This is a genomic window from Mesorhizobium sp. 113-3-3 (assembly GCF_016756495.1).
In the GTDB taxonomy this organism is placed as follows: domain Bacteria; phylum Pseudomonadota; class Alphaproteobacteria; order Rhizobiales; family Rhizobiaceae; genus Mesorhizobium.
On the sequence record NZ_AP023243.1, the window covers coordinates 2,358,521 to 2,385,316 of the forward strand.

The 26,796-nt window shown below is 63.3% G+C and carries 31 protein-coding genes; 9 read left to right on the forward strand and 22 right to left on the reverse strand.

Features of this window, described 5'->3' with window-relative positions; translation table 11 throughout:
* Nucleotides 1-20: 20 nt before the first annotated feature.
* From JG746_RS11405 to JG746_RS11430, 6 genes are all read right to left on the reverse strand, one after another.
* Nucleotides 21-812, reverse strand: coding sequence for an APH(3')-II family aminoglycoside O-phosphotransferase (locus JG746_RS11405; protein ID WP_202358218.1), 792 nt, complete (start codon nt 810-812; stop codon nt 21-23).
* Nucleotides 813-830: 18 nt separating this feature from the next.
* The gene (ychF, locus tag JG746_RS11410; protein ID WP_202358219.1) at nt 831-1,934 is read right to left on the reverse strand and encodes a redox-regulated ATPase YchF; all 1,104 of its coding nucleotides are present in this window, start codon (nt 1,932-1,934) and stop codon (nt 831-833) included.
* A 95-nt stretch (nt 1,935-2,029) separates the two neighbouring features.
* Complete coding sequence (pth, locus tag JG746_RS11415; protein ID WP_202358220.1) at nt 2,030-2,752, reverse strand: aminoacyl-tRNA hydrolase; 723 nt, start codon at nt 2,750-2,752, stop codon at nt 2,030-2,032.
* Between the two features lie 23 nt (nt 2,753-2,775).
* The gene (locus JG746_RS11420) at nt 2,776-3,417 is read right to left on the reverse strand and encodes a 50S ribosomal protein L25/general stress protein Ctc (protein ID WP_096449327.1); all 642 of its coding nucleotides are present in this window, start codon (nt 3,415-3,417) and stop codon (nt 2,776-2,778) included.
* A 260-nt stretch (nt 3,418-3,677) separates the two neighbouring features.
* Nucleotides 3,678-4,628 (reverse strand): hypothetical protein, encoded by a 951-nt coding sequence (locus JG746_RS11425; protein ID WP_244730746.1) that lies wholly within the window; start codon nt 4,626-4,628, stop codon nt 3,678-3,680.
* A gap of 178 nt (nt 4,629-4,806) precedes the next feature.
* A complete protein-coding gene (locus JG746_RS11430) occupies nt 4,807-5,235 on the reverse strand; it encodes a MarR family winged helix-turn-helix transcriptional regulator (RefSeq protein WP_202358221.1) in 429 nt (142 codons plus the stop codon).
* 148 nt (nt 5,236-5,383) lie between these two features.
* Between JG746_RS11430 and JG746_RS11435 the strand changes: the two genes are divergently transcribed.
* A complete protein-coding gene (locus tag JG746_RS11435) occupies nt 5,384-6,241 on the forward strand; it encodes an alpha/beta fold hydrolase (RefSeq protein WP_202358222.1) in 858 nt (285 codons plus the stop codon).
* A gap of 72 nt (nt 6,242-6,313) precedes the next feature.
* On the opposite strand, the gene JG746_RS11440 is transcribed toward JG746_RS11435, so the two are convergent.
* Nucleotides 6,314-7,555, reverse strand: coding sequence for an MFS transporter (locus tag JG746_RS11440; RefSeq protein WP_202358223.1), 1,242 nt, complete (start codon nt 7,553-7,555; stop codon nt 6,314-6,316).
* Nucleotides 7,556-7,706: 151 nt separating this feature from the next.
* Here JG746_RS11440 and JG746_RS11445 point away from each other — a divergent pair, with 151 nt between their 5' ends.
* On the forward strand, nt 7,707-8,588 hold the full coding sequence (locus JG746_RS11445) for an AraC family transcriptional regulator (protein ID WP_202358224.1): 882 nt from the start codon (nt 7,707-7,709) through the stop codon (nt 8,586-8,588).
* A gap of 124 nt (nt 8,589-8,712) precedes the next feature.
* Here JG746_RS11445 and JG746_RS11450 read toward each other — a convergent pair whose 3' ends face one another.
* The 8 genes from JG746_RS11450 to JG746_RS11485 form a co-directional block, all read right to left on the reverse strand.
* Complete coding sequence (locus JG746_RS11450) at nt 8,713-9,690, reverse strand: Bug family tripartite tricarboxylate transporter substrate binding protein (RefSeq protein ID WP_202358225.1); 978 nt, start codon at nt 9,688-9,690, stop codon at nt 8,713-8,715.
* 107 nt (nt 9,691-9,797) lie between these two features.
* Entirely contained in the window at nt 9,798-10,733 is a 936-nt protein-coding gene (locus JG746_RS11455; protein ID WP_019860650.1) for a ribose-phosphate pyrophosphokinase, read from the reverse strand.
* Between the two features lie 168 nt (nt 10,734-10,901).
* Nucleotides 10,902-11,513 (reverse strand): hypothetical protein, encoded by a 612-nt coding sequence (locus JG746_RS11460; RefSeq protein ID WP_202358226.1) that lies wholly within the window; start codon nt 11,511-11,513, stop codon nt 10,902-10,904.
* A gap of 43 nt (nt 11,514-11,556) precedes the next feature.
* Nucleotides 11,557-12,708, reverse strand: coding sequence for a M24 family metallopeptidase (locus JG746_RS11465; protein WP_202358227.1), 1,152 nt, complete (start codon nt 12,706-12,708; stop codon nt 11,557-11,559).
* The gene (gene pgeF / locus JG746_RS11470; RefSeq protein ID WP_202358228.1) at nt 12,708-13,502 is read right to left on the reverse strand and encodes a peptidoglycan editing factor PgeF; all 795 of its coding nucleotides are present in this window, start codon (nt 13,500-13,502) and stop codon (nt 12,708-12,710) included. Before pgeF ends, JG746_RS11465 begins: the two co-directional genes overlap by 1 nt.
* Before the next feature lie 116 nt (nt 13,503-13,618).
* A complete protein-coding gene (locus tag JG746_RS11475; protein WP_202358229.1) occupies nt 13,619-14,707 on the reverse strand; it encodes a class I SAM-dependent methyltransferase in 1,089 nt (362 codons plus the stop codon).
* The gene (gene lgt / locus JG746_RS11480) at nt 14,704-15,564 is read right to left on the reverse strand and encodes a prolipoprotein diacylglyceryl transferase (protein WP_202358230.1); all 861 of its coding nucleotides are present in this window, start codon (nt 15,562-15,564) and stop codon (nt 14,704-14,706) included. Before lgt ends, JG746_RS11475 begins: the two co-directional genes overlap by 4 nt.
* Before the next feature lie 132 nt (nt 15,565-15,696).
* The gene (locus JG746_RS11485; protein ID WP_202358231.1) at nt 15,697-15,930 is read right to left on the reverse strand and encodes a BrnA antitoxin family protein; all 234 of its coding nucleotides are present in this window, start codon (nt 15,928-15,930) and stop codon (nt 15,697-15,699) included.
* Between the two features lie 215 nt (nt 15,931-16,145).
* Between JG746_RS11485 and JG746_RS11490 the strand changes: the two genes are divergently transcribed.
* The 3 genes from JG746_RS11490 (at nt 16,146) to JG746_RS11500 (ending at nt 17,666) form a co-directional block, all read left to right on the forward strand.
* Complete coding sequence (locus tag JG746_RS11490; protein ID WP_202358232.1) at nt 16,146-16,448, forward strand: accessory factor UbiK family protein; 303 nt, start codon at nt 16,146-16,148, stop codon at nt 16,446-16,448.
* Between the two features lie 339 nt (nt 16,449-16,787).
* On the forward strand, nt 16,788-17,288 hold the full coding sequence (locus tag JG746_RS11495) for a YbjN domain-containing protein (RefSeq protein WP_013893499.1): 501 nt from the start codon (nt 16,788-16,790) through the stop codon (nt 17,286-17,288).
* 18 nt (nt 17,289-17,306) lie between these two features.
* A complete protein-coding gene (locus JG746_RS11500) occupies nt 17,307-17,666 on the forward strand; it encodes a tRNA-binding protein (RefSeq protein WP_202358233.1) in 360 nt (119 codons plus the stop codon).
* On the opposite strand, the gene JG746_RS11505 is transcribed toward JG746_RS11500, so the two are convergent.
* The 4 genes from JG746_RS11505 to JG746_RS11520 all read right to left on the reverse strand — a co-directional run bounded on the left by JG746_RS11505 (nt 17,663) and on the right by JG746_RS11520 (nt 21,654).
* A complete protein-coding gene (locus JG746_RS11505; protein WP_202358234.1) occupies nt 17,663-18,685 on the reverse strand; it encodes a glycosyltransferase family 4 protein in 1,023 nt (340 codons plus the stop codon). The genes JG746_RS11500 and JG746_RS11505 overlap by 4 nt on opposite strands.
* A 208-nt stretch (nt 18,686-18,893) precedes the next feature.
* Complete coding sequence (locus JG746_RS11510; RefSeq protein ID WP_202358235.1) at nt 18,894-20,309, reverse strand: ATP-binding protein; 1,416 nt, start codon at nt 20,307-20,309, stop codon at nt 18,894-18,896.
* Between the two features lie 105 nt (nt 20,310-20,414).
* Entirely contained in the window at nt 20,415-21,134 is a 720-nt protein-coding gene (locus JG746_RS11515; RefSeq protein WP_115142172.1) for a response regulator, read from the reverse strand.
* Nucleotides 21,121-21,654, reverse strand: a complete 534-nt coding sequence (locus JG746_RS11520; protein WP_202358236.1) for a MarR family winged helix-turn-helix transcriptional regulator — start codon at nt 21,652-21,654, stop codon at nt 21,121-21,123. Before JG746_RS11520 ends, JG746_RS11515 begins: the two co-directional genes overlap by 14 nt.
* A 254-nt stretch (nt 21,655-21,908) precedes the next feature.
* Here JG746_RS11520 and JG746_RS11525 point away from each other — a divergent pair, with 254 nt between their 5' ends.
* The 3 genes from JG746_RS11525 to JG746_RS11535 all read left to right on the forward strand — a co-directional run bounded on the left by JG746_RS11525 (nt 21,909) and on the right by JG746_RS11535 (nt 24,045).
* Entirely contained in the window at nt 21,909-22,802 is an 894-nt protein-coding gene (locus JG746_RS11525) for a branched-chain amino acid aminotransferase (RefSeq protein WP_202358237.1), read from the forward strand.
* 145 nt (nt 22,803-22,947) lie between these two features.
* Nucleotides 22,948-23,265, forward strand: a complete 318-nt coding sequence (locus JG746_RS11530) for a hypothetical protein (protein WP_202359323.1) — start codon at nt 22,948-22,950, stop codon at nt 23,263-23,265.
* A gap of 141 nt (nt 23,266-23,406) precedes the next feature.
* A complete protein-coding gene (locus JG746_RS11535; RefSeq protein WP_202358238.1) occupies nt 23,407-24,045 on the forward strand; it encodes an MBL fold metallo-hydrolase in 639 nt (212 codons plus the stop codon).
* Nucleotides 24,046-24,478: 433 nt separating this feature from the next.
* On the opposite strand, the gene JG746_RS11540 is transcribed toward JG746_RS11535, so the two are convergent.
* From JG746_RS11540 to JG746_RS11550, 3 genes are all read right to left on the reverse strand, one after another.
* A complete protein-coding gene (locus JG746_RS11540) occupies nt 24,479-24,922 on the reverse strand; it encodes a BA14K family protein (protein WP_202358239.1) in 444 nt (147 codons plus the stop codon).
* Between the two features lie 187 nt (nt 24,923-25,109).
* Nucleotides 25,110-25,322 (reverse strand): cold-shock protein, encoded by a 213-nt coding sequence (locus JG746_RS11545; protein ID WP_008877668.1) that lies wholly within the window; start codon nt 25,320-25,322, stop codon nt 25,110-25,112.
* A 316-nt stretch (nt 25,323-25,638) separates the two neighbouring features.
* The gene (locus JG746_RS11550) at nt 25,639-25,851 is read right to left on the reverse strand and encodes a cold-shock protein (protein WP_006202520.1); all 213 of its coding nucleotides are present in this window, start codon (nt 25,849-25,851) and stop codon (nt 25,639-25,641) included.
* A 502-nt stretch (nt 25,852-26,353) separates the two neighbouring features.
* Here JG746_RS11550 and JG746_RS11555 point away from each other — a divergent pair.
* Nucleotides 26,354-26,782 (forward strand): Kazal-type serine protease inhibitor family protein, encoded by a 429-nt coding sequence (locus JG746_RS11555; RefSeq protein ID WP_202358240.1) that lies wholly within the window; start codon nt 26,354-26,356, stop codon nt 26,780-26,782.
* Nucleotides 26,783-26,796 lie beyond the last annotated feature (14 nt).

The window sequence follows — 26,796 nt, forward strand, 5'->3', positions numbered from 1 at the left end:
CGGGGTCGACCCTCGGTTACTCAGAAAAACTCGTCGAGCAGCCGGTACCAGGAACATTTCGCCGGCTCGGCTTCTGGCGGCCCGTAGCTTTCGAGAAAAGGCTCTACCCAGGCCGTGCCGATGTTGTAGCGGATGCTCCGGCAGGCGAGCGTCAGATCCTGGTGGCGATCCGCCACGCCCAGCCGGCCGCAATCGATGAACCCGCTGAAACGGCCTTCGGTCGCCATGACATTCGGCAGGCAGGCGTCGCCATGGGTGACGACAATATCCTCGGTCGCCGGCCGGAGCGCCTCAAGCTCGGCGAAGACCTCGGCGGCGGTCCGCCCTTGCCGTTCCTCGTCGAAATCACTCTCGTCGACTTCGCCGGCTTCCATGCGGGCCCGCGCCGCCGCGACCCGCCTGAAGAGGCGATGGTCGAAGGGGCAGGAGCGGATGTCGAGCGCATGCAGGCCGTGAAGCGCGCTGGCCATGATGGCGATGACATCGGCCGGATCGACGGCAGCCGACGCCAGATCCTCGCCGGCGACGGCCGACATCAGCAGCCAGTCGTGACCGGCATGGCTTTCCAGGGCGATCACATCGGGGCAAGCGATGCCTTGTCCGGCAAGCCAGCGCAGCCGCGCGGCCTCATCGGCGAGTTCGGCAAAGGGGCCGCTGCGCTCACATTTCAGAAACAGGGCCGGCTGGCCGTCAGCCGCCAGCCGGAACACGCCGGCCTGTGACTGGCCGATGGTCTGGGGGTGCCAGCGGTAGCCGGAAACCAGCTGGCGAAACCCGTTCGGCAGGTCGGTTTTCAGAGGACGGCTGGGCATCGTCTGCCGCCTGAGGCGTCAGGTGTTGAATTTGAACAGCATGATGTCGCCGTCCTGGACGACATATTCCTTGCCTTCGTCGCGCGCCTTGCCGGCTTCCTTGGCCGCCACTTCGCCGCCCAGCGTGACGAAGTCGTTATAGGCGATGGTCTGGGCGCGGATGAAGCCGCGTTCGAAGTCGGTGTGGATGACGCCGGCGGCCTGCGGGGCCTTGTCGCCCTTGTGGATGGTCCAGGCGCGCGTCTCCTTCGGACCGGCGGTGAAATAGGTGATGAGATGCAACAGATCGTAGCCGGCGCGGATGACCTTGTTCAGGCCCGGCTCGTCGAGGCCGAGCGAGGACAGGAATTCCATCTCTTCCTCGTCGGAAAGCTGGGCGACTTCGGCCTCGATCGCGGCCGAGATCACCACCGTGCCGGCGCCCTGTGCGGCGGCCATCTTTTCCACCGCCCTGGTGTGCTCGTTGCCGGTCGCGGCATCGGCCTCGGCGACGTTGCAGACATAGAGCACGGGGTGCGAGGTTAAAAGGTTCAGCCCCTGCAGGATGCGCAAATCCTCCGCCGAGATGCCCTTGAGCAGGACGCGGGTCGGCTTGCCGGCCTGCAGCAGTTCGAGCGCCGCCTCCATCATCGGCAGCACGGTGGTGGCTTCCTTGTCCTTGCTGCCGGCGCGCTTGCGGATCTGGACGATGCGGCGCTCCAGGCTGTCGAGGTCGGCGAGCATCAGCTCGGTCTCGACCGTCTCGGCGTCGGCGACGGGATCGATGCGGCCCTCGACATGGGTGATGTCGTCATCCTCGAAGCAGCGCAGCACATGCACGATGGCGTCGACCTCGCGGATGTTGGCGAGGAACTGGTTGCCCAGCCCTTCGCCTTTCGAGGCGCCGCGCACCAGGCCGGCAATGTCGACGAAGGAGATGCGGGTCGGGATGATCTCCTTCGACTTGGCGATCGAGGCGATCTTCTGCAGGCGCGGGTCGGGCACCGCCACCTCGCCAGTGTTCGGTTCGATGGTGCAGAACGGATAGTTGGCGGCCTGCGCCGCCGCCGTCCTGGTCAACGCGTTGAAGAGCGTCGACTTGCCGACGTTGGGCAAGCCAACGATGCCGCATTTGAAACCCATTGTGTCCAGTCCTATCGGAAAAGCGAAATTTGATGAGGGCTATGGGCGATAGGGGTGATCAACGTCAAGCCCTGTAAGGCCGCATGCGTGCCCGCTCAGTCCTTGTTGCCGAAGAGTTTCTTCAGCATGGCGGCCATCGGGCCGGTCTCCGGCAGTTTGGCGGGCGCCTGTTGCGACCGCGCCTGGCGGATGTGGCTCTGTTGTTTGGGCTGCTGCTTCTGCGCCGGCTTTTCCAGCTCGGCTATCGCCTTGCCCTGGACGGCAAGGGCGGCCTTGTTCATGAAGCCGGATTCGTCGCCCTTGACGATCATGGCGGCGTTGTCGGCGATCGCGTCGAGCAAGGGATCGAGCCATTCGCGATCGGCCTTGGCGAAATCGCCGAGCACATGGTGCTGGACCATTTCCTTGACGCCGGGATGGCCGACGCCGATGCGCACGCGGCGATAGGCGTTGCCGACATGGCCGTCGATCGAGCGGATGCCGTTATGGCCGCCGGCGCCGCCGCCTGTCTTGATGCGCAGCTTGCCTTCGGCGAGGTCGATCTCGTCATAGAAGACGGTGAGCGCGGAAAGCTCGAGCTTGTAGAAGCGCAGGGCCTCGCCGACCGACTGGCCGGACAGGTTCATGAAGGTCTGCGGCTTGATCAGGATGATCTTTTCGCCGGCAATCGTCCCCTCGGCGATCAGGCCCTGGAATTTCTTCGACCAGGGCGAAAAGGAATGGCGGCGGGCGATAGCGTCCGCCGCCATGAAGCCGACATTGTGCCGGTTATGAGCGTATTTCGCGCCCGGATTGCCGAGGCCTGCAAAGACAAGCATCGTCTGCTCCGGGCGGGAAAGAGTTACTTCTCTTCGGCGGCAGGAGCCGCTTCAGGGGCAGCCGCTTCGACCGTCTCTTCGGCCTCCGGCTTCATCGCCGACGAACCGGCAATGGTCGCGATGGTGAAGTCGCGGTCGGAGATGACCGGCTTGACGCCGGCCGGCAGCTTGACCGCCGAGATGTGGATCGAATCGCCGATATTGGTGCCAGTGAGATCGATGGTGATGAATTCCGGGATCGCATTGGCCGGGCAGTGGAACTCGACTTCGTGACGCACGATGTTGAGCACGCCGCCGCGCTTGATGCCGGGCGACTTGTCCTCATTGATGAAGTGGACAGGCACGTCGACATTGACTTCGGTGTCCTTGCCGATGCGCAGGAAGTCGACATGGACAGGGAAATCCTTGACCGGGTCGAGCTGGAAGTCCTTGGGCAGGACCTGGATCTTCTTGCCGTCGACATCGATCGTGGCGATCGTGGTCAAGAAACCACCGCCATGGATCTTGTAGTAGATGTCCTTGTAGGTGAGAGCGATAGCCAGGGGAGGCTGCTTGTCACCATAGATTACTGCAGGCACTTTACCGTTGCGGCGAACTGCACGGGCGGACCCCTTACCGACCTGTTCGCGCGCTTCGGCCTTGAGCTCGTAAGTATCGTGGCTCATGGCTTTTCCTTTCGCGTGTTATGGAGCGTTTGCGGGAAGGCAAATTGCCCAAGCCGTAAACGTCGAAAGCCGCCGGACCTCGATGTCCGAATGAGGGCGCCGCTTCGAGACGGAGCTTTGTTCGGGATCACAAGGGAAGGCAGCCTTCCGCCGCGTTGCCTCCAAGGGTGTCTACGCGGGTGGCGGCTCTATAGCGGAAGGCAGCGAGAGGCGCAAGCGGTTGGGCTGGAAGGGTGAAAGGCATCCAGGGGAGGCAGTCTTCATTGCCGCAACATATGTTTAGAGAACCAGCGGTGGAGCTTTTGGGTCCATGTGCGTTTGGGTCGCGCCCGAGAGCTGACTTGCACGCGCCAGTCCGGAATATCATTCTCGGATTCCGTGCTCGCCGCCCGAACCCTCTGCGCCAGCCATGTCATGTCGACAAGCGCGCATCCATTGGCCAGCAACCGGTTGGAGAGCATCAGCTCATTGAGAATAGCCCTGGCCTTCTTTTCGAAAAACGGCAGCGTTTCAGGCGTAAGATCGAACCTTGAATGCCAGATCACCTCCTTGCCAGCTCTGTCGCCGGTGAGCCAATGCCGCAAAAACTGCTGATATGCTTGCGAGATCGGTGCGTCATCACGGAAGGGCTGTCGAGGGTTGCCGCTGAAAATCGGCGCGTCCCTGCCAACGCTCACCAGGGATCCCAGGCTGCTGAGTTGCCGCGGATTCATCAGGATGAACGAACTGCGGAGCCAGGCCTGCGAACGGACTCCGAAAACCGAGAAGGCCTCGCGGCGAGCATCAATGCAACCTAGCGCTCCCTGCAAGCCGAGCAACGACCGCAACGAGCCATCATCGATCAATTTGAGATGGTCAGATTCGGATGCCGCGAAAGCCGAAGTGGCCAGGTGAACCAGATCATAGTGATGAAGCTTGGCGGCGGTATGCTTGATGCCGCAGTCCCAGGCGGAGAATTCCCAATCCTCGTTCGACGCGCCGATCAGTTCGACCCCGCTGTCTAAATCAGCGCCGTGACCGACCGGCAGCGAATTGTCGATCACCAGCATGCTATGCGCAACGTCCGGCATCTGGCGGGCGAACATGGCTCGCAAGTCCTGCCATGCGGTCGGATACTTCTCGGTGCCGTGACGCACCAGAAGGGTCAAGACACGAAGGGGTTGGGCGTGCATGGCGGACGCGCCATTTTCCGGCGCCAACGTCTTCTTCATCTCATCTTCGCCACAGCATTGCTCGCGCCGTACCCTATAGCAGAAGCAAGGGCCTGCAGGTCAATTCCCCGCAAACCCTCATGCTCGAATTCGTCTCGTGCCAGCCTGCATGCTCCCCACGAAAAGCGGCGCGATCGATCTTCGTGACGCGTCGAGGCACTCAAGCTCCAGCCGGTGGCTACCGATCGCCGTTCAGCGCAACGCGCAGCGCCTGGATTTGCCGGTTCAGGGCATCAAGCTCAGCCAGCGTCATGCCCGAGCGCTCGATCAAGGTCTCGTTGAGGCAATTGCACTGGATGAGCAGCGCGCGCCCGGCTGGTGTCAAGTCAACCTGCACCTGGCGCTCGTCGGCCTGGCTGCGCTGGCGGGTGACCAGCCCGGCCTGTTCCATGCGCTTCACCAGCGGGGTGACGGTGCTCGATTCCAGGGCGAGCCGATGGGCGACCCTGCCGACCGACATGCCGTCGGCCTCACCCAGCGCGTTGAGCACGAGATATTGCGGATAGGTGATCCCCATCTCGTCCAGCATAGGCTTGTAGGTGCGGTTGATCGCCATCGAGGTGGCGTAGAGCGTGAAGCAGAGCTGATTGTCCAACGGGAGAGGCACGACACATTCCTTTGCCGATTAATCACGAAATATGTACCACGAAAAATGATATCGCGATATACATTTTTGTAGACAAGGCTTCAAGGCTGCGCTAGCCATATAGATATCGCGATATTGTTTATCGCGAAAACAATCAAAGGAGATTGAGATGGCTTCGCAGACGAAATCCGGTTCCGGCAGCGGCACGATCACCACCAAGGACGGCACGCAGATTTTCTACAAGGATTGGGGAACCGGCCAGCCTATCGTCTTCCATCATGGCTGGCCGTTGAGCAGCGACGACTGGGACGCCCAGATGCTGTTCTTCCTGGCACAGGGCTACCGGGTCATCGCCCATGACCGGCGCGGCCATGGCCGCTCGACGCAGACCGATATCGGCAACGAGATGGACACCTACGCCGCCGATGTCGCTGAACTGGCGGCGCATCTCGACCTCAAGAATGCCATCCATGTCGGCCATTCGACAGGCGGCGGAGAGGTGGCGCGCTATGTCGCGCAATACGGCTCGGGCGGCCGCGTCGCCAAGGCGGTGCTGATCGGCGCGGTGCCGCCGATCATGCTCAAGACGGCTGCCAACCCCGGCGGCCTGCCGATCGAGGTCTTCGACGGCTTTCGCGCTGCCCAGGCGGCCAACCGCGCCCAGTTCTTCCGCGACGTTCCGGCCGGCCCCTTCTATGGCTTCAACCGCCCCGGCGCCGAGGTTTCGCAGGGCGTCGTCGACAATTGGTGGCGCCAAGGCATGATGGGCGGCACAAAGGCGCATTATGATTGCATCAAGGCCTTTTCGGAAACCGACTTCACCGAGGATCTGAAGGCGATCGACGTGCCGGTGCTGGTCATGCATGGTGACGACGACCAGATCGTCCCGATCGCCGACTCGGCGCTCTTGTCGATCAAGCTGCTCAAGAAGGGCGAACTCAAGATCTACAAGGGCTTCCCGCACGGCATGGCGACGACCCACGCCGATGTCATCAACGCCGACCTTCTGGCCTTCTTCAAGGCGTAGGGTCTCTGAGAACGCAAAAGGCACCCGCCATTTGGCGGGTGCCTTTCCGTATCAATTCAGGGGCAGGCAAAGCTAGGCTGCTGCCTGCGCCTTCCGGGCTTCCTTCATGTTCGGCAGGAACACGGTCAGCAGGCCCAGGAACGGCAGATACGAGCAGATCTGGAAGACGAAATCGATGCCTTTCATGTCGGCGACGACGCCGAGCACGGCGGCCGCGATACCGCCCATGCCGAAGGCGAAGCCGAAGAAGATGCCGGCGATCATGCCGACGCGGCCCGGCACCAGTTCCTGCGCGAAGACGACGATGTTGGAGAAGGCCGACGACAGGATCAGCCCGATCAGCACGGTGAGCACCATCGTCCATTCCAGGTTGGCGTAGGGCAGCGCCAGCGTGAAGGGCAGCACGCCGACGATCGAGAACCAGATCATCGCCTTCTGTCCGTAGCGGTCGCCGAACGGGCCGCCGAGCAGGATGCCCAGCGCCGAGGCGCCGAGGAACAGGAAGAGCATCACCTGGCTCATCTGCACCGACACCCCGAATTTATGGATGGAGTAGAAGGTGTAGTAGCTGGCGAGGCTGGCGATGTAGGCGTTCTTGCTCAGCACCAGCAGGGTCAGCACGATCAATGCCCACATCACCTTGCGGCGCGGGAAGGGCGAGACGAAGCTTGCCGCCTTGCGAGTGCCTTGCGCGGCGCGCAGCCGGCTGTACCAGCCGCCGACCTGCCACAGAACGACGATGCCGATCAGCGAGCCGACGGCGAACCAGGCGATGCTGGTCTGGCCGAACGGCACGACGATGAAGGCGGCCAGCAACGGCCCCATCGACTGGCCGAAATTGCCGCCGACCTGGAACAGCGACTGCGCCAGGCCGAAACGGCCGCCGGAAGCAAAGCGCGCGATGCGCGAGGATTCGGGATGGAAGATCGCCGAGCCGATGCCGATCAGCGAGGCGCCGATCAAGAGCAGATAGTAGTGCCCGGCATAGGCCAGCACGACCAGGCCGATCAGCGACGAGGCCATGCCGTAGGGCAGGGAATAGGGCATCGGCCGCTTGTCGGTGATCATGCCGATCACCGGCTGCAGCAAGGACGCCGTCACCTGGAAGGTGAAGGTCAGCAGGCCGATCTGCCAGAAATCGAGGCCGTAATTCTGTTTCAGAAGCGGATAAATGGCCGATAGCAGCGACTGCATGATGTCGTTGATGCAATGGCAGAAGCTCACCGCCAGGATGACGGTGAAGGCCGTCGCCTGGGCGGAAGTGTGACTGGCGGTCGCTGGTGACGCGACGCTGGCGGCTGTCGTATCGGTCAAGGCAGGCTCCGTGGTCTTTTTGGCGGGCACGCCCGCGGGCAATCTGGCGGACGCTCCTGCGGCCGCCCTAGGGACGGTTGCCTTATAAGCTGCTTGTCGCGCGACTTCTTTCGTGGTTTGGTCCAATAGTTTCGCAAGTGGGCCATACAAGATGCCGCATGGCAGGGAAATCTTCCGCGCCGGCAATGCCGATCTCGGCCAATTGCACCGGAGCCGCTGGCAATGGCTGGAGGAGGTCGCCGGCCCAGCGGTGGCGTTGCCGACCGAATATCCCGACGGCTACCACGTGCCGCAACATCGCCACAGGCGCAGCCAATTGCTGCACGCGCTGGTTGGTGTCGTGCTGGTGACGACACGGCACGGGCGCTGGATGGTGCCGCCGGACCACGCAATGTGGATTCCGGCCGGCATCGAGCATTCGGTCGAGATGCTGGGTGACGTCTCGATGCGCTCGGTCTATGTCATGCCGGGCGCGATTCCCGGCCTGCCGGAAGGCTTGCGCGTCGTCGGTGTCACCGAGCTGATGCACAGCCTGATCGTGGAATCGGAGAAACTGCCGCAAGGCGGCGAGCTGGAAGGGCGCGGCGGGCTGATCATGAAGCTGTTGCTGCATGAGATCCCGACCTTGCCGGAGCGGCCGCTCGGCCTGCCGTTCCCGTCCGATCCGAAGCTGGCGGCGCTGTGCCGCCGCTTTGTCGCTGCCCCTTCGCCGCATGCGACGATCGACGAATGGGCTGACGCCGCGGGCATGAGCCGGCGGTCCTTCACCCGCGCCTTCCAGCGCCAGACCGGCCTGTCGCTGTCGACTTGGCGCCAGCAGGCCTGCCTGTTCGCGGCGCTGCCGCGGCTCGCCGATGGCGAACCGATCACCCGGGTGGCGCTCGACCTGGGCTATGACAGCGTGCCGGCCTTCATCACCATGTTCAAGCGCATGCTGGGCTCGTCGCCGCGCGGCTATATGCGTGGCGCGCGAGACAATGGCGAAGGCATAAGGCGGGCCACGCCCCGCCTCGAGGCTCCGGCGCCAGAGTGAGCAGCGCCGGCGTGCATTGACGCCTAGAGCGGTTCACCGTTTCACGGAAACGGCGAACCGCTCTAGCTCTTTGTTTTGAAGCAATTCCGGACGGAAAACCGCTCACACTTTTCCTGGAATTGCTCTAATCCATCTGAACGCCGCTCGCCTTGACGATCGGCTCCCACTTGGCGAGCTCAGCCTTCACATGCGTTGCCAGTTCTTCCGGAGTGGAGGCCACGATCGAGGCGCTGAATTGGCCCATGCGCGCAATCACATCGGGATCCTGCAGCGCCTTGGCAGCCGCCTTCTGCAGAACCTCGATCACGTCCGGCGGGGTGCCCGCTGGCGCGAACAGGGCGTTCCAGCTGTAGGTTTCATAGCCGGGAATGGTCTCGGCAATTGCCGGGACGTCGGGGAAGGAGGGCACACGCTCCTTGGTGGTGACGCCTAGGGCCCTCAGCGTCCCGCCCTTGATATGCCCAGATGAAGACGGCAGGTTGTCGAACATCATCGGCACCTGATTGGCGATGACGTCGTTCAGGGCCGGCCCGGCGCCCTTGTAGGGTATGTGCTGCATGCTGACGCCGGCCATCGTCTTGAAAAGCTCGCCCGAGAGATGCAGCGGGGTGCCGTTGCCCGACGAAGCGTAGGCGTATTTGTCCGGCTCCTTCTTCAACAGGTCGATCAGTTCCTTGACGTCCTTGGCGGGAAACTGGGGGTTCACCACCAGGACGTTCGGCACCAGCACAAGCAGCGAAATCGGAGCAAAATCCTTCTCCGCATCGTAGGGCTTGGTCTTCAGGATGAGCGGGTTGAGCGCGTGTGTCGCGACCGTGCCCATCAAAATTGTGTAGCCGTCCGGGTCGGCCCGGGCGACCTGGGCCGCGCCGATGCTGCCGCCGGCGCCGCCGACATTTTCAACGACGATCTGCTGGCCGAGGCTTTCGGACATCTTGTTGGCGACGAGGCGCGCGACCAGGTCCGTGGAGCCGCCCGCGGAAAAGGGAACAACCATCGTGATGGTCCGGTCCGGAAAATCAGCGGCCCAGGCCGCCGGTGCCGAAAAGGCCGCCGCGATGGAAACTGCAAGCCCGAGCAAAGTCCTTCGCCGGATTGGCATATGCACCTCCTCCATTGTGTGGAGGGCCAGTATGCCATGGTGAGCGCGTAAGGAAACCTCTGCTCGCGATGCGATGCAGGCGATGGCGGATAAAGGGGGAGTCCGCTTTAGTCGAACAGGCTCGACACCGATTCCTCGGTTGCCGTGCGCGAGATGGCCTCGCCCATCAGGTCGGCGATCGAGATGACGCGGATGTTCGGCGCGTCGAGCACGCCTTGCGTCGGCTGGATGGAATCGGTGATCACCAGTTCCTGCAGCTTCGAGCCGCTGATGCGGGCCACGGCACCGCCCGACAGCACGCCATGGGTGATATAGGCGGTGACACTGGTGGCGCCATTGGCCAGGAGCGCGTCGGCGGCATTGCACAGCGTGCCGCCCGAATCGACGATGTCGTCGATCAGCAGGCAATCCTTGCCGGCGACCGCGCCGATGATGTTCATCACTTCCGATTCGCCCGGACGCTCGCGGCGCTTGTCGACGATGGCGAGCTGCGCGTCGAAGCGCTTGGCCAGCGCACGCGCCCGCACCACGCCGCCAATATCGGGCGACACCACCACGACATTGCCGAGCTGCTTGTATTTCGCCTTCACGTCGCGGGCCATCACCGGCACCGAGAACAAATTGTCGGTCGGGATGTCGAAGAAACCCTGGATCTGGCCGGCATGCAGGTCGAGTGTCAGAACGCGGTCGACACCGGCGCGGGTGATCATATTGGCGACCAGCTTGGCCGAGATCGGCGTGCGGCCGGAGGCGCGGCGGTCCTGCCTGGCATAGCCGAAATAGGGAATCACCGCCGTGATGCGCTTGGCCGAGGAGCGCATGAAAGCGTCGATCATGATGAGCAGTTCCATCAAATGATCGTTGGTCGGGAACGAGGTCGACTGCAGGATGAAGACATCCTCGCCGCGCACGTTTTCCTGGATTTCGACGAAGATTTCCTGGTCGGCGAAGCGCCTGACGCTGGCCTTGCCCAGCGGGATGTTGAGATAGCGGGCGACCGCTTCGGCCAGCACCCTGTTGGAATTGCCCGCGAAGAGTTTCATGCACCGTTCCTGGTGGGGGATGGGAAGGCCTGACAGACTCTCCCGCACCTTTTAGTCGGGCTTTTAGCGGCCCGCGCTGGTATTGCAAGCGCCGAGATCGGGAATCCGCCGGCTAAGCTGAAGAAAGCTTCGTGCCATCGCCGAGAGGCAACACTTGAGCATGCCTTGCTAGCCAGCCTTGCCGCCCAGAAATGCCGCGAACTGGTCGATGGTCTGGTCGGCGATCGCCTGCATGGTGGCCGGCGAGACGCCCTTCCAACTGTCGGCGCCCGCGCCGGAATTGACCGAAGGCGCCTTCATCTGGCCGTTGATGCGGTGCAGGCGGTTGCCTGAGGGGTCGTAGACGTCCCAGACATAGATGACGGTGGTGTCCTTGCCCTCCGAAATCGCCGAGAAATAGCCCTTCAGCACATGGGTCGCGGTCTGGTCGGCGCTGCCGGCAAGCGTGATGCCGCGCTGCCTGGCGCGCGTCTGCAGTTCCGCCGTCAGCGGGGTCGCGGCCTCCACCGAAGCGCCGACGATCGGCGCGATCTGCAGCCGTGTCTTGGCGAGGATGGCGGCACTTTGGGCCGAGGTGAGTGGCGGCGTGGTGGTTGCGGGCGCCCCCGCCGTGGTGGTCGCAGGCGCGGGAGCCGTGGCCGCCGTACTGCCCGGCGCTACCGGCCCCGAAGTCGCCGGCGGGGTGATGGCGGAAGGTTCGAGAACGTCCTTTGCGTTGGTGCAGGAGGCAACAGCCAATGCCACAAGCAATGACACGGTCGTCACATGCGATCGTCTCATTTGCCTTCTAACTCCTTGGCGAAGAACGCCTCCCATTATGGATTCACTGTACGATCAAGTCGAGATCATGGCGGGAAAGCGGCTTCGGCTGGGATTCGGTGGTCAGGTAGGTGCGGCCAAGCGTCATTGCCGTCTCGGTCTCGGAATCCATGATGATCATGTGGGCAAACAGCGTCATATGCGGCGCGATCGGCTCGGGATTGCCCTGGTAGAACATCGGCATGTCCATCCAGGACGGCGTGAAGCGGGCGCCGACGGAGTAGCCGCAGGCATTCAGCCGGTGCTTGGTCAGGCCGTGCGCCTCCATGGTGCGGGCATGCGCGTCGAAGACGTCGCCGAACGTGTTGCCCGGCGTCATCGCCTTTTCCACCGCGAGAAGGGCGGCGCGCGCGGCGTCGAACAGTTCCTGATGGCGCTTCGACACCTTGCCGGTCAGCACGGTGCGCATCATCGGCGCGTGGTAGTGATGGAAGACGCCGGCCCATTCGAGCGTCAGTTGGTCGTTCTTGGTGAGCTTGCGGCGGCCGGCCTTGTGGCGGCACAGCAGCGCGTCGACGCCCGAACCGATGATGAACTCGTTGGCCGGATAGTCGCCGCCGCCGGCAAAGACCGCGCCTTGCATGGCGGCAAGGATCAGGGCCTCGTCGCCGCCCTGCTTGATCAGCGGCAGCGCCGCGTCCAGCGCGTCGTCGGAAAGGTTGGCGGCCTTCTCGGCCTTCGCGATCTCGGCCGGGCTCTTGAACAGGCGCAGCCGGCCGACGATGCCGGAGGCATCGGCGATCTGGCCGAAGGTCTGCAGCTGCTCGTCCAGCCGGCGGCCATTAAAGGCGGTCAGGCCATGGGTGTCATATTCGACGCCAATGCGCGCGCCGAGCAGATCGAGGTCGTTGAGCAGATTGCGCAGGTCGACCGCCGGGTTGGCGCCGTTGCGGTCGGTCCACAGCACGATGTTGTCGATGATCGAGGTGTGGCGCGCCTGGCGCAGGTCGGCCGAGCGGGTCAGAAGCACCATCGAGCCGTCGGCCTTGACCACCAGGCACTGGAAGAAACAGAAGCCGAACGTGTCGTAGCCGGTCAGCCAGTACATGCTTTCCTGTGCGAACAGCAGGATGGCGTCGAGTTTCTTCTCGGCCATCTCGATCATCAGCCGGTCGCGTCGCGCGTCAAATTCCGATCGTTCAAAATGCAGCGCCATTATTCACTCTCCAAAACGATGGCCGAAACCTGCCGGCCGTAATCGGGTTCCCCACGGTGCGTGGTGCGCCGGTAGGAGTAAAACAAACCTTCCTCGGCATAGGTGCAGCGGCCGAGGCCTTCAGCGGTCACGCCGGCCCTGACGAGCCGGTCGACCGTGTACCGGTTGAGGTCGAACATGGCGTGGCCTGATGTGGCCGAGGGCGCGAAGTAGCCGATGTTTTCCGCGTCGGCCTCGACGAAACGGGCGACGAATTCCGGCCCGACCTCGTAATTGTCGGGGCCGATCGAGGGGCCGAGCACGGCGACGGTGTTTTCGCGCCGGGCGCCCAGGCTTTCCATGGCGGCAATTGTGTTTTCCAGCACGCCCGTAAAAGCGCCTTTCCAGCCGGCATGCGCTGCGCCGATGACGCGCGCCCCGGCATCGGCGAACAGAACCGGGCCGCAATCGGCGGTCGAGGCGCCGATGGCGATGCCCGGGCGGTCGGTGACGATGGCATCGGCCTTGGGCCGTTCGCCGGCAAAGGGTTCCCTGGCGACAATGACGTCGGGGGAGTGGACCTGCCAAGCGGTCAGCAGATGGCTTGCCGGCACGCCCATCCAGGCGGCGACACGGGCGCGATTCTCGGCCACCAGCGCCTTGTCGTCATCCGACCCGGTGCCGATGTTGAGGCCCTGGTAGATGCCCGTCGAGACGCCGCCCGTGCGGGTGAAATAGCCGTGGCGGATGCCTTGTGCCTGCGCCTTGTCCAGCAGCGGCGACCGAATGGGATCCGGTTTGGTCTGATTCAGCATGCGGGCGTTGTTGTCCGTGTGGTCGGTTTCGTCAAGAAAAAGTCCGGAAGCAAGGCGGCTGGCGGTTCGGCCGCTCTTTTGCCGGACGGGAGATTGGGAGGGGCAGCAGTGAAAAGTCAATCCGCCGTGGTGAAGGGCCGGATCGGCACACCGCGCGGCAGCACGGCAAGCACCTTGAACAGCTCGCCCATGGCTTGCGGCCCGGCAAGTCGTTCGACATCGCCTGATATCTTGTCGCGGGCCGCCTGGCCGGCATCGGCGCCAAGCCGGCCGGCACGCTCGAGAATGCCCATGCCGAGCAGGAAACTGCCTTGTGTCGACAGATGGACGTCGAGGCCATGCGCGCGCGCGACCGCGGCCAGGGCAGCGAAATCGACATGCGAGGTGAGATCAGCCTCGCCGGGATTGGCCAGCACATCTTCGTGATTGTGCTTGCGCAAGGCCTGCAGCGTGTCGCCGACACCCGGCCGGAGATGACCATAGTCGAGAAACAGCCCGGCGCCACTGTTTCGAGCTATGCGCTCGGCAATGGCCGCCATCAGGGCGGTGCGGGCCGGCGCCACCTCGACGATCGCGCCTTGCGGCGCTTCAGCCGCATCGACGGGCAGCAGCGTCGGGTCGACCGAGCCGGCGCCGGCGAAGAAACAAAGGACATTCTGGTCGTCGAGGCCGACCATGCGCTCGCGCCAGCTGGCGCCGGCGCGGACGAACTGACGAATCGGCACGGCGTCGAACAATTCGTTGCCGACGATGAGCAACGGCTGATCGGGCAAGGTCTCGATGGTCTCGTGCCAGCGAACCGCGAAGGGCGTCGCGCCGAGCGTCTGTTTCTGGGTCTCGGCCAGGCGCGGGCTGGTCTCGATCATGGCGAATGCAGCGCCATTGGCCAGGTCAGGAACGAGCCGCGACAGGGTGCGCAGCATGTCCTTCATCAGCGTGCCGCGGCCGGGGCCGATCTCGGCGATGGTGACCGGCACCGGCCGGCCGATCGCTGCCCAAGCCTGGTAGAGCCAGACGGCGACGAGTTCGCCGAACATCTGGCTGATCTCCGGCGCGGTGACGAAGTCGCCGGCGGCGCCGAAGGGTTCGCGTGTCGTGTAGTAGCCATCCGCGGGGTCGAACAGGCACATGGCCATGTATTCGTTGACGGGAAGGGGACCGAGCGCCTCGATCAGGTCGACGATGCGGGTCTTCAGCCGCGTCATGTCGCCTGCGGCTGCGCTTGCGTCACCGGCTTTGCCGTCGCCATCGCCCAGATGCCGGCCAGAACCATCGGCGTGGACAGGATCATGCCCATGGTCAGCCAGTTGGTGCCGAGGAGATAGCCGAGCTGCTGGTCGGGTTCACGGAAGAACTCGACGAAGATGCGCGACAGGCCATAGCCGCAGATGAAGGCGCCGCCGACGAAGCGCGGCGTCTTCAACTTGAGGCGCGAATGGGTGAGGATGCGCAGGACCAGGAACAGCACCAGGCCCTCGAGCAGGGCTTCGTAGAGCTGGCTCGGATGGCGGGTAAATGGCCCGCCATTGGGGAATTCGATCGCCCACGGCACGTCGGTCGGCCGGCCCCAAAGCTCGGAATTGATGAAGTTGGCGACGCGCACCAGGCCAAGCCCGACCGGCACGCCGGCGGCCACGACATCGAACAGCGACCAGGTGCGGATGCCGCGCTTGATGGAAAACAGCGTCATGGCGAGGATGACGCCGAGCAGGCCGCCATGGAACGACATGCCGCCTTGCCAGACCGCGAAGATATCGAGCGGGTGCTGGATGTAGCGCGCCAGGTCGTAGAACAGCACGTAGCCGGTGCGCCCGCCAAGGACCACGCCGATCGCCGCCCAGACGATGAAGTCGTCGAGGTCCTCCGGCTTCATCGGCAGGATGCCGTCGGGCCACAGTTTCGGATTGGCGGCGAGACGCTTGGCATACCACCAGGCAAACAGCTTGCCGACGATATAGCCGACGCCGTACCAGTGCACCGCCAGCGGCCCGATCTGGATGAGGATCGGGTTGATGTTGGGGAAGGGCAACGAGGCCAGCGGCAGCAGGAAATATTCGTTCAACGGGGAGCTCTCGGTTGCGGTCGCGTTCGGGCGCGGACCATGCGGCAGGGTTTTGGCAGGGTCAAGGCAAGGTGGTCGCCGTCAAGTGCCGCGACGAATCCACTGCGAGCCATCGCGCCGTGAATGGTGAGATCAGCCCTTGGCGGCCACCCACTGCCGCAATGCGTCGTTGATCCTGTCCTGCCAGCCGGGGCCGTCTTCCTGGAAATGATCGAGCACGGCGCGGTCGATCCGGATCGAGACAAGCTCGCGCACGTTCAGTGCGGTCGAGGCTTCGCGAACGGGCGCTGCCGGCTTCTTGACCGGCTTGAAGGCCGCTTCGGCGGCTTCGAACGGATTTGTCGGTCGGCGCGGGGGCGTTGCCATTGGGTGACCCTGATTGGAGCGTGCCGCAGCACTGCGTGATGGCCACACAGTAGGCGATTTGGCGTCCTCAAGTACAGCTTGGGACCATCTGAAAGCTTCGCATTGGCATGGCATCGCCATGCGCCATAGCAACGCAGAGGCCGCACCGGCCCTCAACGTTCTTGCATTCCTCGCCCCGCGCCACTACGTCATTTCGAGCAAAGCGAGGATTTGCCATGTCGACCGGACCGAACCGCATTCTCGATGAATTCGCCAAGCTGATGACCGACGCCGCCGGCGCCGCGCAGGGCGTGCGCCGCGAAGTCGAGACGGCCTTCAAGGGCCAGGCGGAGCGTATCCTCAATTCGATGGACGTGGTGCAGCGAGAGGAATTCGAGGCCGCGCGCGAGATGGCCGCCAAGGCCAGGGACGAGAATGCCAGGCTTGCCGCCCGCATCGAAGCGCTCGAGGCCAAGCTCGCAGAACTCGCCGGTGATGCCGCACCAGCGGCGGCGGCGAGGCCCCGCGCAAAAAAATAATCGTTAAACTTTTCCACATAGTCCGAGCCTGAAAATCGCTTTGCCGTGAATCGCTTAACGGCATTGCATGAATCTTTGTGACAGCGCCTTTCCACATGCGAATGACGCAGTGCGAAAAATTGGGCTGTTCACGCGACTCCCGATCAATAGACTGAATTTGTTGCATGATTCGAAGCAGGGTCATGCGGCCGGGCGGTGGGGTCCGGTCTGGGGTCTTTGCGTCGAGACGTAGTCTTTGGCGCGAAGTAAAGTCCTGGCCGTCCGAGTTCTAGATCAGATTGTTCGTCGTGTGTGCCCCGCGGAGCGTGAGGCGCTCCCCCTGAACACAGGAAGCATTCCATGGAACTTCTCGAACTCGAATTCTCCCGCGAAATCCATCCGGTGGATGTTATCGAGCAGGTGGCCCACAACAATGACTGGTCCTTCGAACGGGCCGGCGACGATGAAATCTCGATCTCGGTCGCCGGCAGCTGGACCGACTATCACGTCTCCTTCTCCTGGATGGAGGATTTCGAGGCTCTGCATCTGGCCTGCGCCTTCGATATCAAGGTGCCGGAGACCCGCGCGCTGGAAGTGATGCGGCTGTTGTCGCTGATCAACGAGCAGATGCTGTTCGGTCATTTCGACCTATGGGAGCAGGAAGGCGCGATCATGTTCCGCCAGTCGCTGCTACTGGCCGGCGGGGTCGAGCCGTCGAGCCAGCAGGTCGAGGTGCTTTTGTCCTCGGCGCTTGAGGCCTGCGAGTGCTATTTCCAGGCTTTCCAGTTCGTCGTCTGGTCGGGAACCTCGGCCAAGGACGCGCTGGCCGGCGTGCTGTTCGAGACCTACGGCAACGCCTAGAGCCTTGGTAATGTCGAAATGAGTTCGAGCAGCGAGCGCAAGCCCGAGATCAGTTTTGCCGATTTCGATCGTGTCGACATCCGCGCCGGCACGATCGTCGAGGTCGAACCGTTTCCACAGGCACGCAAGCCTGCCTTCAAGCTGAAGATCGATTTCGGACCCGACATCGGCATCAAGAAGTCGTCGGCGCAGATCACCAAATATTATACGCCGCAGACGCTGGTCGGCCGGCAGGTGTTCGCCGTGGTCAATTTTCCGCCACGCCAGATCGGCCCGTTCATGTCGGAAGTGCTGACGCTGGGCTTTCCCGACGAGGAGGGCGCCGTCGTGCTCGGAGCGATAGAGCGCAAGGTGCCGGACGGCGGCAGACTGTTTTAGGCCGCCAGCTTGCGCGTCCTGCCGAGCGCTTCCTCGACCGTGTCGAGGAACATTTCCGCGCAGGCTTTCCAGCTGTAGCGCATAGCGCGTTCTCGTGCCTGCGCGCGGTCGACCTCGAGGGCGGCGAGCGCGGCCTCGCGCAAATCATTCGAAACCGCACCGCCAAAACCATCGCCGACAATGTCGATCGGCCCGGTCACCGGATAGGCGGCGACCGGCGTGCCGCTGGCCAGCGCCTCGATGATGACGTTGCCGAAGGTGTCGGTGCAGCTGGGGAAGACGAAGACATCGGCCGAGGCGTAGATCTCGGCCAGTTCGTCATTGGGACGATGGCCGAGGAAATGCGCGTTGGGATAACGGGCCTTGAGCTTGGCCAGCTCCGGTCCCTCGCCGACGATCACCTTGCTGCCGGGCAAATCGAGGTCGAGGAAGGCGGAGAGGTTCTTCTCGATGGCGACGCGGCCGACGCAAAGGAAGACCGGGCCGGGGAAGCCAAGGTCCTTCCTCTTGTCCGGGCGGAAATGATCGGTGTCGACGCCGCGCGTCCAAGGCCTCAGCTTGTTGAAGCCGCGCGCCGAAAGGTCGTCGGCGAGCGACTGGGTGGCGACCAGCGTGCCCTGGCCGGAATTGTGGAAATCGCGCAGCCAGCGATAGGCCCAGCTTTCCGGCACCGGCAGGCGGGCGCTGAGATATTCGGGGAAGCGCGTGTGATAGCTGGTGGTGAACGGCCGGCCGGCATTGCGGCAATAGCGCCGCGCCATGATACCGAGCGGCCCCTCGGTGACGATGTGGATATGGTCGGCCTTGTAGCCGTCGATCAGGCGCGCGACATGGCCCGGCGTGGTCAGCGCCAGCCTGATGTCGGGGTAGGTCGGCAGGGGGAGCGTGCGAAAGATGTTGGGCGTCAGGAAATCCACCGCGACGTCGAAGGATTTCAGCGTTTCGGTGAGCCGCTCCAGCGTGTGGACGACGCCGTTGACTTGCGGGCGCCAGGCGTCGGTGACCATCAATATGCGCATGGCGGCCCTTTGCTGGAAAGGTCGACGGTTGCCTTGAAACGATGCCGGAACGGCGTCCAGCCGGCTGCCCGCGCTTCGCTCCAGCGCACCCGGGCGGGCACGGGATCGAAGTGGGGCGGCAAGGCCGAATCAACTGATGTCGCGCGTTTCATGCGCGCTCTTGATCATGATTTCATGACGCGCGGATGAAGCCTGGTATTTGGTCTGCCTAGGCCGGAACCTTGATCACCGCGCGCAGGCCGCCGAGCGGGCTGTCGTCGAGGGTGATGTCGCCGCCATGGCTGCGGGCGATGTCGCGGGCGATCGACAGGCCGAGCCCGGTGCCGCTGGCGTCGAGGTTGCGCGCTTCGTCGAGCCGCACGAAGGGCTTGAACACGTCCTCGCGCCTGTCGGCCGGAATGCCCGGACCGTTGTCGTCGACGGTGACCACTAGCGAGCCACGGCCGTGATTGGCGCTGACCTCCACCGTTTTGGCATAGCGGAAGGCGTTGCCGATGACGTTGGACAGCAGCCGGGCGAAGGCGTTCGGCCTGACATGCACCGTCGGATCGCCGGAAAGCGTCGTCGACAGCTTGCATTTGCGCAAGGCGGCTTCGTCGCCGAGCTTCTGGAAATAGGCTTCGAGATCGAAACGTCCCGGGTCCTCCGAGGCTTCGCCGCGGGCAAAGGCGAGATAGCCTTCCAGCATCGACTGCATGTCGTCGATGTCCTGGTTGAGCGCCGCCTTGGTCTCGGTCTTGCCGCCGGCCAGCGCCAGCTGCAGCTTGAAGCGGGTGAGGATGGTTCGGAGATCATGGCTGACGCCGGTCAGCATGGCGGTCCGCTGGTCGATCTGGCGCTCGATGCGCTCGCGCATCTGGATGAAGGCAAAGCCGGCGCGGCGAACCTCCTCGGCGCCGCGCGGGCGAAAATCGCGCGGCATCGGCCGGCCCTTGCCGAAGCTTTCTGCGGCCTCGGCAAGCGTCAGGATCGGCCGGATCTGGTTGCGCAGGAAGGGGATGGCGATCATCAGGAGCACCAGCGACGTGCCGACCATCCAGATCAGGAAGATGTGGGTGTTGGAGGCATAGGCCTGGCTGCGCCTCACGAAGACTCGCAGCACCTTGTTCTCGAGCTGGATGCGCACCTCGACGATGTTGGAATTGCCGACCGTGTCGATCCAGAACGGCCGGTTGATCTGGCGGGTGATCTCGGACGAGAGAACATCGTCGAGGATCGAGAAGAACGGTTTTGGACCGGGCGGCGGCAAGGGATCCGGCGGCAAGAGATCGACCTTCAGCTGCATGCGGTCCTGGGCGATGCGGATGATGTTGGCGTAGTCGGCGTCGTGCGGGTAGGTCTCGATCAGGTCGATGATGGCGGCGATGTCGCGCACGGTGGCCTGCGACAGGCGTTGCGTCACCGTTGCCCAATGGCGCTCCATGAAGACGAAGGCGACCACCGATTGCAGCAGGATCATCGGCGCGATGACGATGATCAGCGAGCGCGCATAAAGGCGCTTGGGCATGTAAAGTGAAACGAGACGCCAGAACCGGTTCCAGATGCGCGGCACCGCCTTGAGCATTCGCGTGGCGCGTGCGCTCAAGCCGTCAGGTCCCGGCCCTTCCAGTTCCGTCGTCGCCATTGGCTCTTTTCATCCGTGGGCTGCCCTAGACTCTTTGAAACATGACCTTCTCCGAAAACAGGTTGCCGCTTTTCGGGATCATGCTCTAGGGCCGCCGCCGGTATTCTATTCCACGCTGAGCCGATACCCAATACCGCGCACGGTCTGCAGCCAGACCGGGTTGGACGGATCGCGCTCGATCTTGCGGCGCAGGCGGTTGATCTGCACGTCGATGGTGCGCTCGCCGACCTCCGAATCGTCGCCGACCAGTTCGTGGCGCGGGATGGTCTCGCCGGCCCGCGCGGCAAAGATCGCCAGGATCTCCTGCTCGCGGTCGGTCAGCTTCAGCGCCTCGCCGCCGCGCTTCAGTTCGCGCCTGGCAATCTGGAACGTGTAGGGGCCGAAGACCAGCTGCTCGACCTTTGGCGTCGTCGCCGGGCCGCCGCGGCGCAGGATGTTGTTGATGCGCAGGATCAGCTCGCGCGGGTCGAAGGGTTTCGGCAGGTAGTCGTCGGCGCCGGCCTCGAGTCCTGAGATGCGGCTGTCGGTTTCCGACAGTGCGGTCAGCATCAGGATCGGCACGTTCTTTTCGGCGCGCAGCGACTTGGTGAGATCGACGCCGCTTTCGCCGGGCATCATGACATCGAGCACCAGCAGGTCGAAGTCGAGGCCGGCGAGCTTGCGCCTGGCCTCGCCGGCATTGCCGGCGACGGTGACGCGAAAGCCGTTTTCAGTCAGATACTGCTTGAGAAGATTGCGGATGCGGGTGTCGTCGTCGACCACAAGCAGATGCGGCGCGTCGTCGTCCGGTGCGGCCGCCTGATCGACCCTCTCAGTGCTCTCCATGGCTTTTTCCTGACATTTTTGCGGACCCAACGTCGATCTGAGCTCTCAGTTCCGGATTGACCATCGCTTCGAGGAAGCGTTCCACCAAGGTCCGTTCGGTGGCGCCGGAATCTTCCAATGCAGCACGGATGCGGCGTGACTGTGGCCGCGCCAGGGCGAGCGCCAGCGCCCGGCCCTTGGCAGTGGGATAGAGTTCGCGCTGGCGGCGGTCGCGCGGACCTTGCAATTGCACGACATGGTCGGTGTCGATCAGCTGCTTGAGCACGCGCGCCAGGCTCTGCTTGGTGATCTTCAGCACGTCGAGCAGTTCGGCGACCGTCAGGCCCGGCCGGCGGTTGACGAAATGCAGCACCCTGTGGTGGGCGCGGCCGAAGCCATAGTCGGCCAGGATCTGATCGGGATCGGAGGTGAAGTCGCGATAGGCAAAGAAGAACAGCTCGATGATGGCGAAGTCTATGCCGTCCTCGACTGACATCGCGGTCCTGATCGGTTTTCCGGCGGCTGGGCTTCGATCCGTCATCATTTCTCCATGGGAACGGGAGATTATGTCAGTACTATTGACGTAATTTCCCTGCAATGGTAATTTTTGACAAGCTTTTGGGCGGATTGCGAACGAAAAGGCAAGGCAGACCGGTTTTTCCGGAACTTCCTGAGTTTGCCAGAGCGCGATTATCCGCTTACGCTTCGCAACATCGGCCGGCGCGTCCAATCACGGCCAAAAAGAACACGCAACGACACCAAGGATATGCGGGCCTTGGCCCGCGGGAGGTTACCATGGCATCCGTTCCCTTCGATCAACTGGACGGCTTCATCTGGATGAATGGCGAATTCATTCCGTGGGGCGAGGCCAAGATCCATGTTCTGACGCACGGTCTGCACTACGCCAGCGCGGTCTTCGAGGGCGAGCGCGCCTATGGCGGCGAGATATTCAAGCTCAACGAGCACACCGAGCGCCTGCATGAATCGGCGCGCCTGCTCGGCTTCAAGATTCCGTATTCGGTCGCCGAATTGAACGATGCCTCGACCACGCTGCTGAAGAAGCAGGGTTTCCAGGATGCGTATGTGCGGCCGATCGCCTGGCGCGGCAGCGAGCAGATGGGCGTTTCGGCGCAGAACAACCGCATCAACGTCGCCATCGCCATCTGGCAGTGGCCGAGCTATTTCGATCCGGCGCAGAAGCTGAAGGGCATCCGCCTCGATGTCGCGGAATGGCGCCGGCCCGACCCGCGCACGGCGCCGTCGAAGTCGAAGGCCGCCGGCCTCTACATGATCTGCACCATGTCCAAGCATGCCGCCGAAGCAAAAGGCTATGCCGACGCCATGATGCTCGACTGGCGCGGCCAGGTCGCCGAAGCGACCGGCGCCAACATCTTCTTCGTCAAGGACGGCAAGATCCATACGCCCAAGCCCGATTGCTTCCTCGACGGCATCACCCGCCGCACGGTCATCGGGCTGGCCAAGGATCGTGGCCTGGACGTGATCGAACGCGCCATCCTGCCGGAAGAACTCGAAGGCTTCGAGCAATGCTTCCTGACCGGAACGGCGGCGGAAGTAACGCCGGTGTCGGAGATCGGCCCTTACCGATTCGAAGTCGGCGAAATCGCCAAGAACCTTATGAATGACTATTCTGTGGCCGTTCAGCCGAAGCATGCGATCGCCGCAGAATAACGATAGTCACAGCTTTTCGCGCAAGCAGGGGCGGTTTTCGAGCCGCCCCTTTTATTTCAGCGTTTCTGCATTTGACTTTCATCCAATTCGGCGTCTCATGATGGTGTCGGCCCGGGAGGCTGGCAGCTATGGAGGGACTAATCATATGGACATGAACACGCTTCTTCCGATCATTATACAGGTGATTACGGGTATCATCGGTGGTCAGGCGGTCGGTGTTGCGCTCAAGAACGCGGCGATGGGCCAGCTTCCCAAAATCCTGGGTGGCGCCATTGGCGGCGTCGGCGGCGCGGCGATCCTCGGCAGCCTGCTTGGCGGCGGCGCGGTCGATCCGGCGGCGGCCGCTGCAGCGACGAGCGGTCTCGGCAGTGCGCTCAACCTCAACAACATCGTCGGCGGCGCCGGCGGCGGCGCGATCCTGACCGGCATTATCGGCGCGGTCATGGACGCCATGAAGAAGTAAGCCTGACGGTCTCAGGTTCGTTCAAATGGGCGGCTTCGGCCGCCCATTTCCGTTTCTGGGGCGACTGTCTGTTCGTCTTTCGAGGGGTGGACGCCTTTCACTGGCGCCTCTACATCACCCCTGAACATCGAAAGGACGATCATGGGTCAGCTCAATGCCGGCATCGTGCCGGTCACACCGTTTCAGCAGAACTGCACCATCCTGTTCGACATGGACGACAAGCATGGCGTCGTCGTCGATCCGGGCGGCGACATCGACAAGGTGCTGGCGGTGCTGAAGGACAATGCGATCACGGCCGAGGCGATCTGGATCACGCACGGCCATATCGACCATGCTGGCGGCGCCATGGAACTGAAGGAGGCGCTGGGGATCGACATCATCGGCCCGCATGCGGCCGACAAGCCTTTGCTCGACAATCTGGAAAACCAGGGCAGGCGGTACGGCATCGAAGGCGCACGCAACTGCGTGCCCGACCGGTTCCTGACCGAAGGTGAGACCGTGTCGTTCGGCGGCCATGTGTTCGAGGTGCTGCATTGCCCCGGCCACGCGCCCGGCCACGTCGTCTATTACAACCGCGCGGCCAAGTTTGCCCATGTCGGGGACGTGCTGTTCCGTGGCTCGGTCGGCCGCACCGACCTGCCGGGCGGCGACCATGCGACGCTCATCGCCTCGATCAAGGACAAGCTCTTGCCGCTCGGCGACGATATCGGCTTCATCTGCGGCCACGGCCCCGGCGGCCGTTTTGGCGAGGAACGGCGGACCAACCCGTTTCTTGTTTAGAAATCCAGAGTTTAGGAATTCAGACGCAAACCAACTTGATCTGGTTTGATTTCGAAAGCCGGCGCTGCCCCTCATTGTCCTGCCGGACATTTCTCCCCGTCTAGGACGGGGAGAAAGACGCCTTCACTGAGGATTTCACCAAGCTCCAGCGTTGCAGAAGGGCGCGAGCATCGCGGTCGGTTCCATTCTCCCCGTCACTATACGGGGAGAAGGTGCCGGCAGGCGGATGAGGGGCGGCACGGACTTTGCAGACCTGGCAGATCCCACGTCAGAGCGCCCTGAATTCAAAATCGTAGAACTCAAAAAGCGCTGGCCTTGCGGTCAGCGCTCTTTGTTCTGGGGCAGGGAAGCCCTTAGCGCTTTCGCGCTTCGGCATTCTGTTTGGTGCAAGTCGTTATCCCAAAACCGCTGCGCACTTTTGGGCGACATGCACTCAGTTCGCCGTGCAGAAATGCTGCTCGCCGTCATTGCCGGTGAAGGTGCCGGTGCGGGAGTTGAAGGAGCGGTAGCGGTCCGAGCAGTATTCGTACCAGTCACGCGTCCACGGTTCTGCATAACGATCGGCATAGACCACACGCGGCTCCACATAGTAGCGGCGGACCGGCGCCGGGCGGACCCGCACGTCGCGATCGTAGTAGCCGTCATTGTAGTAACCGTCATCGTAGTAGCGGTTGGCGTCAGGCGGTGGCCGGTCATTGGCCAGCGCGCCACCGATCAGGGCGCCGGCGGCGAGGCCGAGCACGCCGGCGGCAATGGCGTCGCCATTGCCGTGGTGGCGGTGATGACGCCATTCATCGGCATTAGCGGTGGGCAGGGCCACGAGCATGGTGGCCGCCATGGCGGCGGACAGCACGGCTGTCTTGAAAATTCTGTTCATCTGGGTCTCCTTCGTACCGGGCCGTGCAGTTTTGCAGGGGATGCGGTCCGGCTTTACCCAAGACTAATATGCGACCGTGGCTGAACGGAGGCTGAACGGATTTCGACCTGTTGGCTAAGAGGGGCGCCAAGAACCTGGCTCTGATCGAGCTGGGCTGCCCCGCCGGAGCCGACAGTCTGAAGCCGGCTCAGCCGACGGACAGGTTGACGGCCTTAGGCCCCTTGCCGCGCTTGTCCGGCTCGGTGTCGAATGTTACTTTCTGCCCATCTTCGAGACCGGGAAGACCCGACGCCTGCACGGCCGAAATATGGACGAAGACATCCTTCGCGCCATCGTCCGGCGTGATGAAGCCGAAGCCTTTGGCATGGTTGAAGAATTTGACGGTGCCGGTCTGCGGCATGGGAAGCTCCTTTGATCCCATAAACTCCAGTCTCGGGCCGGCAAATGCCCGAGAGGAAATTTGTCCTTTATTTTAGCGTCATCGGCAAGAGAAAGTTTTGCGGGCACTTAAAGCGCCTTAAACCCTTGTTATGATGCATGTCATTGATCCGGAGCCGTATCCACTTCCGGGCGGCATGCATTCATGCTGCGCCGCGGGCATGAAAAAGGCGCGACGAAAATCGCCGCGCCTTTTCAAAATCTGTCTGCGTGCCCACAGGCTGGGCGAGCTTGGAACCCTCGTTCGCCCGCCGTCAGGGACGCGCGGCGCCGATGGCTCAGGCGGCGCGGAGGTTGACCGCCTTCGGGCCTTTGCCCATGCGGTCCGGCTCGACGTCGAAGGTGACCTTCTGGCCGTCGACGAGCGTGCGCAGGCCCGATGCCTCGATCGCGGAAATGTGGACGAACACGTCCTTGGCGCCGCCGTCGGGCGTGATGAAACCGAAGCCTTTGGTCGCGTTGAAGAATTTAACGGTGCCGGTCTGGGCCATTGGGGAAACTCCTTCACCCGTTCAGTCTTTGGTGGTCCTGCCCGCCACCTGGCGTCGAGGGCAGTTCCCGGTGGTTGCTTTCGGCAGTCATGCATTGGCGCATGGTCAAACCCCCCGCCGAAAAACGGGGCCGTCAGAGATTCACAGTATCGGGGAAAGGTCGTCCAAAACGTTCCGCTCTCCGGGTCGCAAATGCCCGAACACGGAATTTATCGCACGGAAACGTGAAGGTTGCAAGATAGCGCCGCGGGCCGCCACACTGGGCGCATCCCGACGCAAGAATCGACCGATCTGAGCGTCGACGGGCCGCAGATAGGCTTCGTTGCCGGGCCGGTCATTGACCCACGGATGTGGGCGCGCATAGGCCAGTATTGCCAGCGGACGCCCGGCCATGGCTGCAACCGTGGCTTCCGGGCGAAGGCAGTGCATCCGACAGCGGGTTGCATTTGACAGGGGAATGGCGAGGATCGCGATCGGGGATGGGATCGAGGGAGAAATCAGCATGAAATTCCTGGCGTCGGTTTTTTCGCGGCAAGGGTTTGCCGTCCTGTTCCTGTCGGCGCTTCTGGCCGCCTGCACCGTGGTCGTCGATGACGGGCCGGGTCCGCGCCCGCGCCCGCCGCGCCCCGAACCGGAATTCTGCACCAGGCAATACGAGCCCGTCTGCGCCCGGCGCGGCGGCGACCGCCAGACCTTCGCCAATGCCTGCCTTGCCGACCGTGCCGGCTACCGCATCGTGCGCGACGGCCCCTGCCGCGGTGACGGCGGTGGCGGTGGCGGTGGCGGTGGCGGTGGCGATGAAGAGCAGACGTTCTGCACCCGCGAATACGCGCCCGTCTGCGCCCGCCGGCATGGCGAGATGCGCAGCTTTCCCAATGCCTGCGAAGCCCGCGCCGCGGACTATCGCATCGTCGGCGATGGCCCGTGCTGAGGTATTTTCTTCTC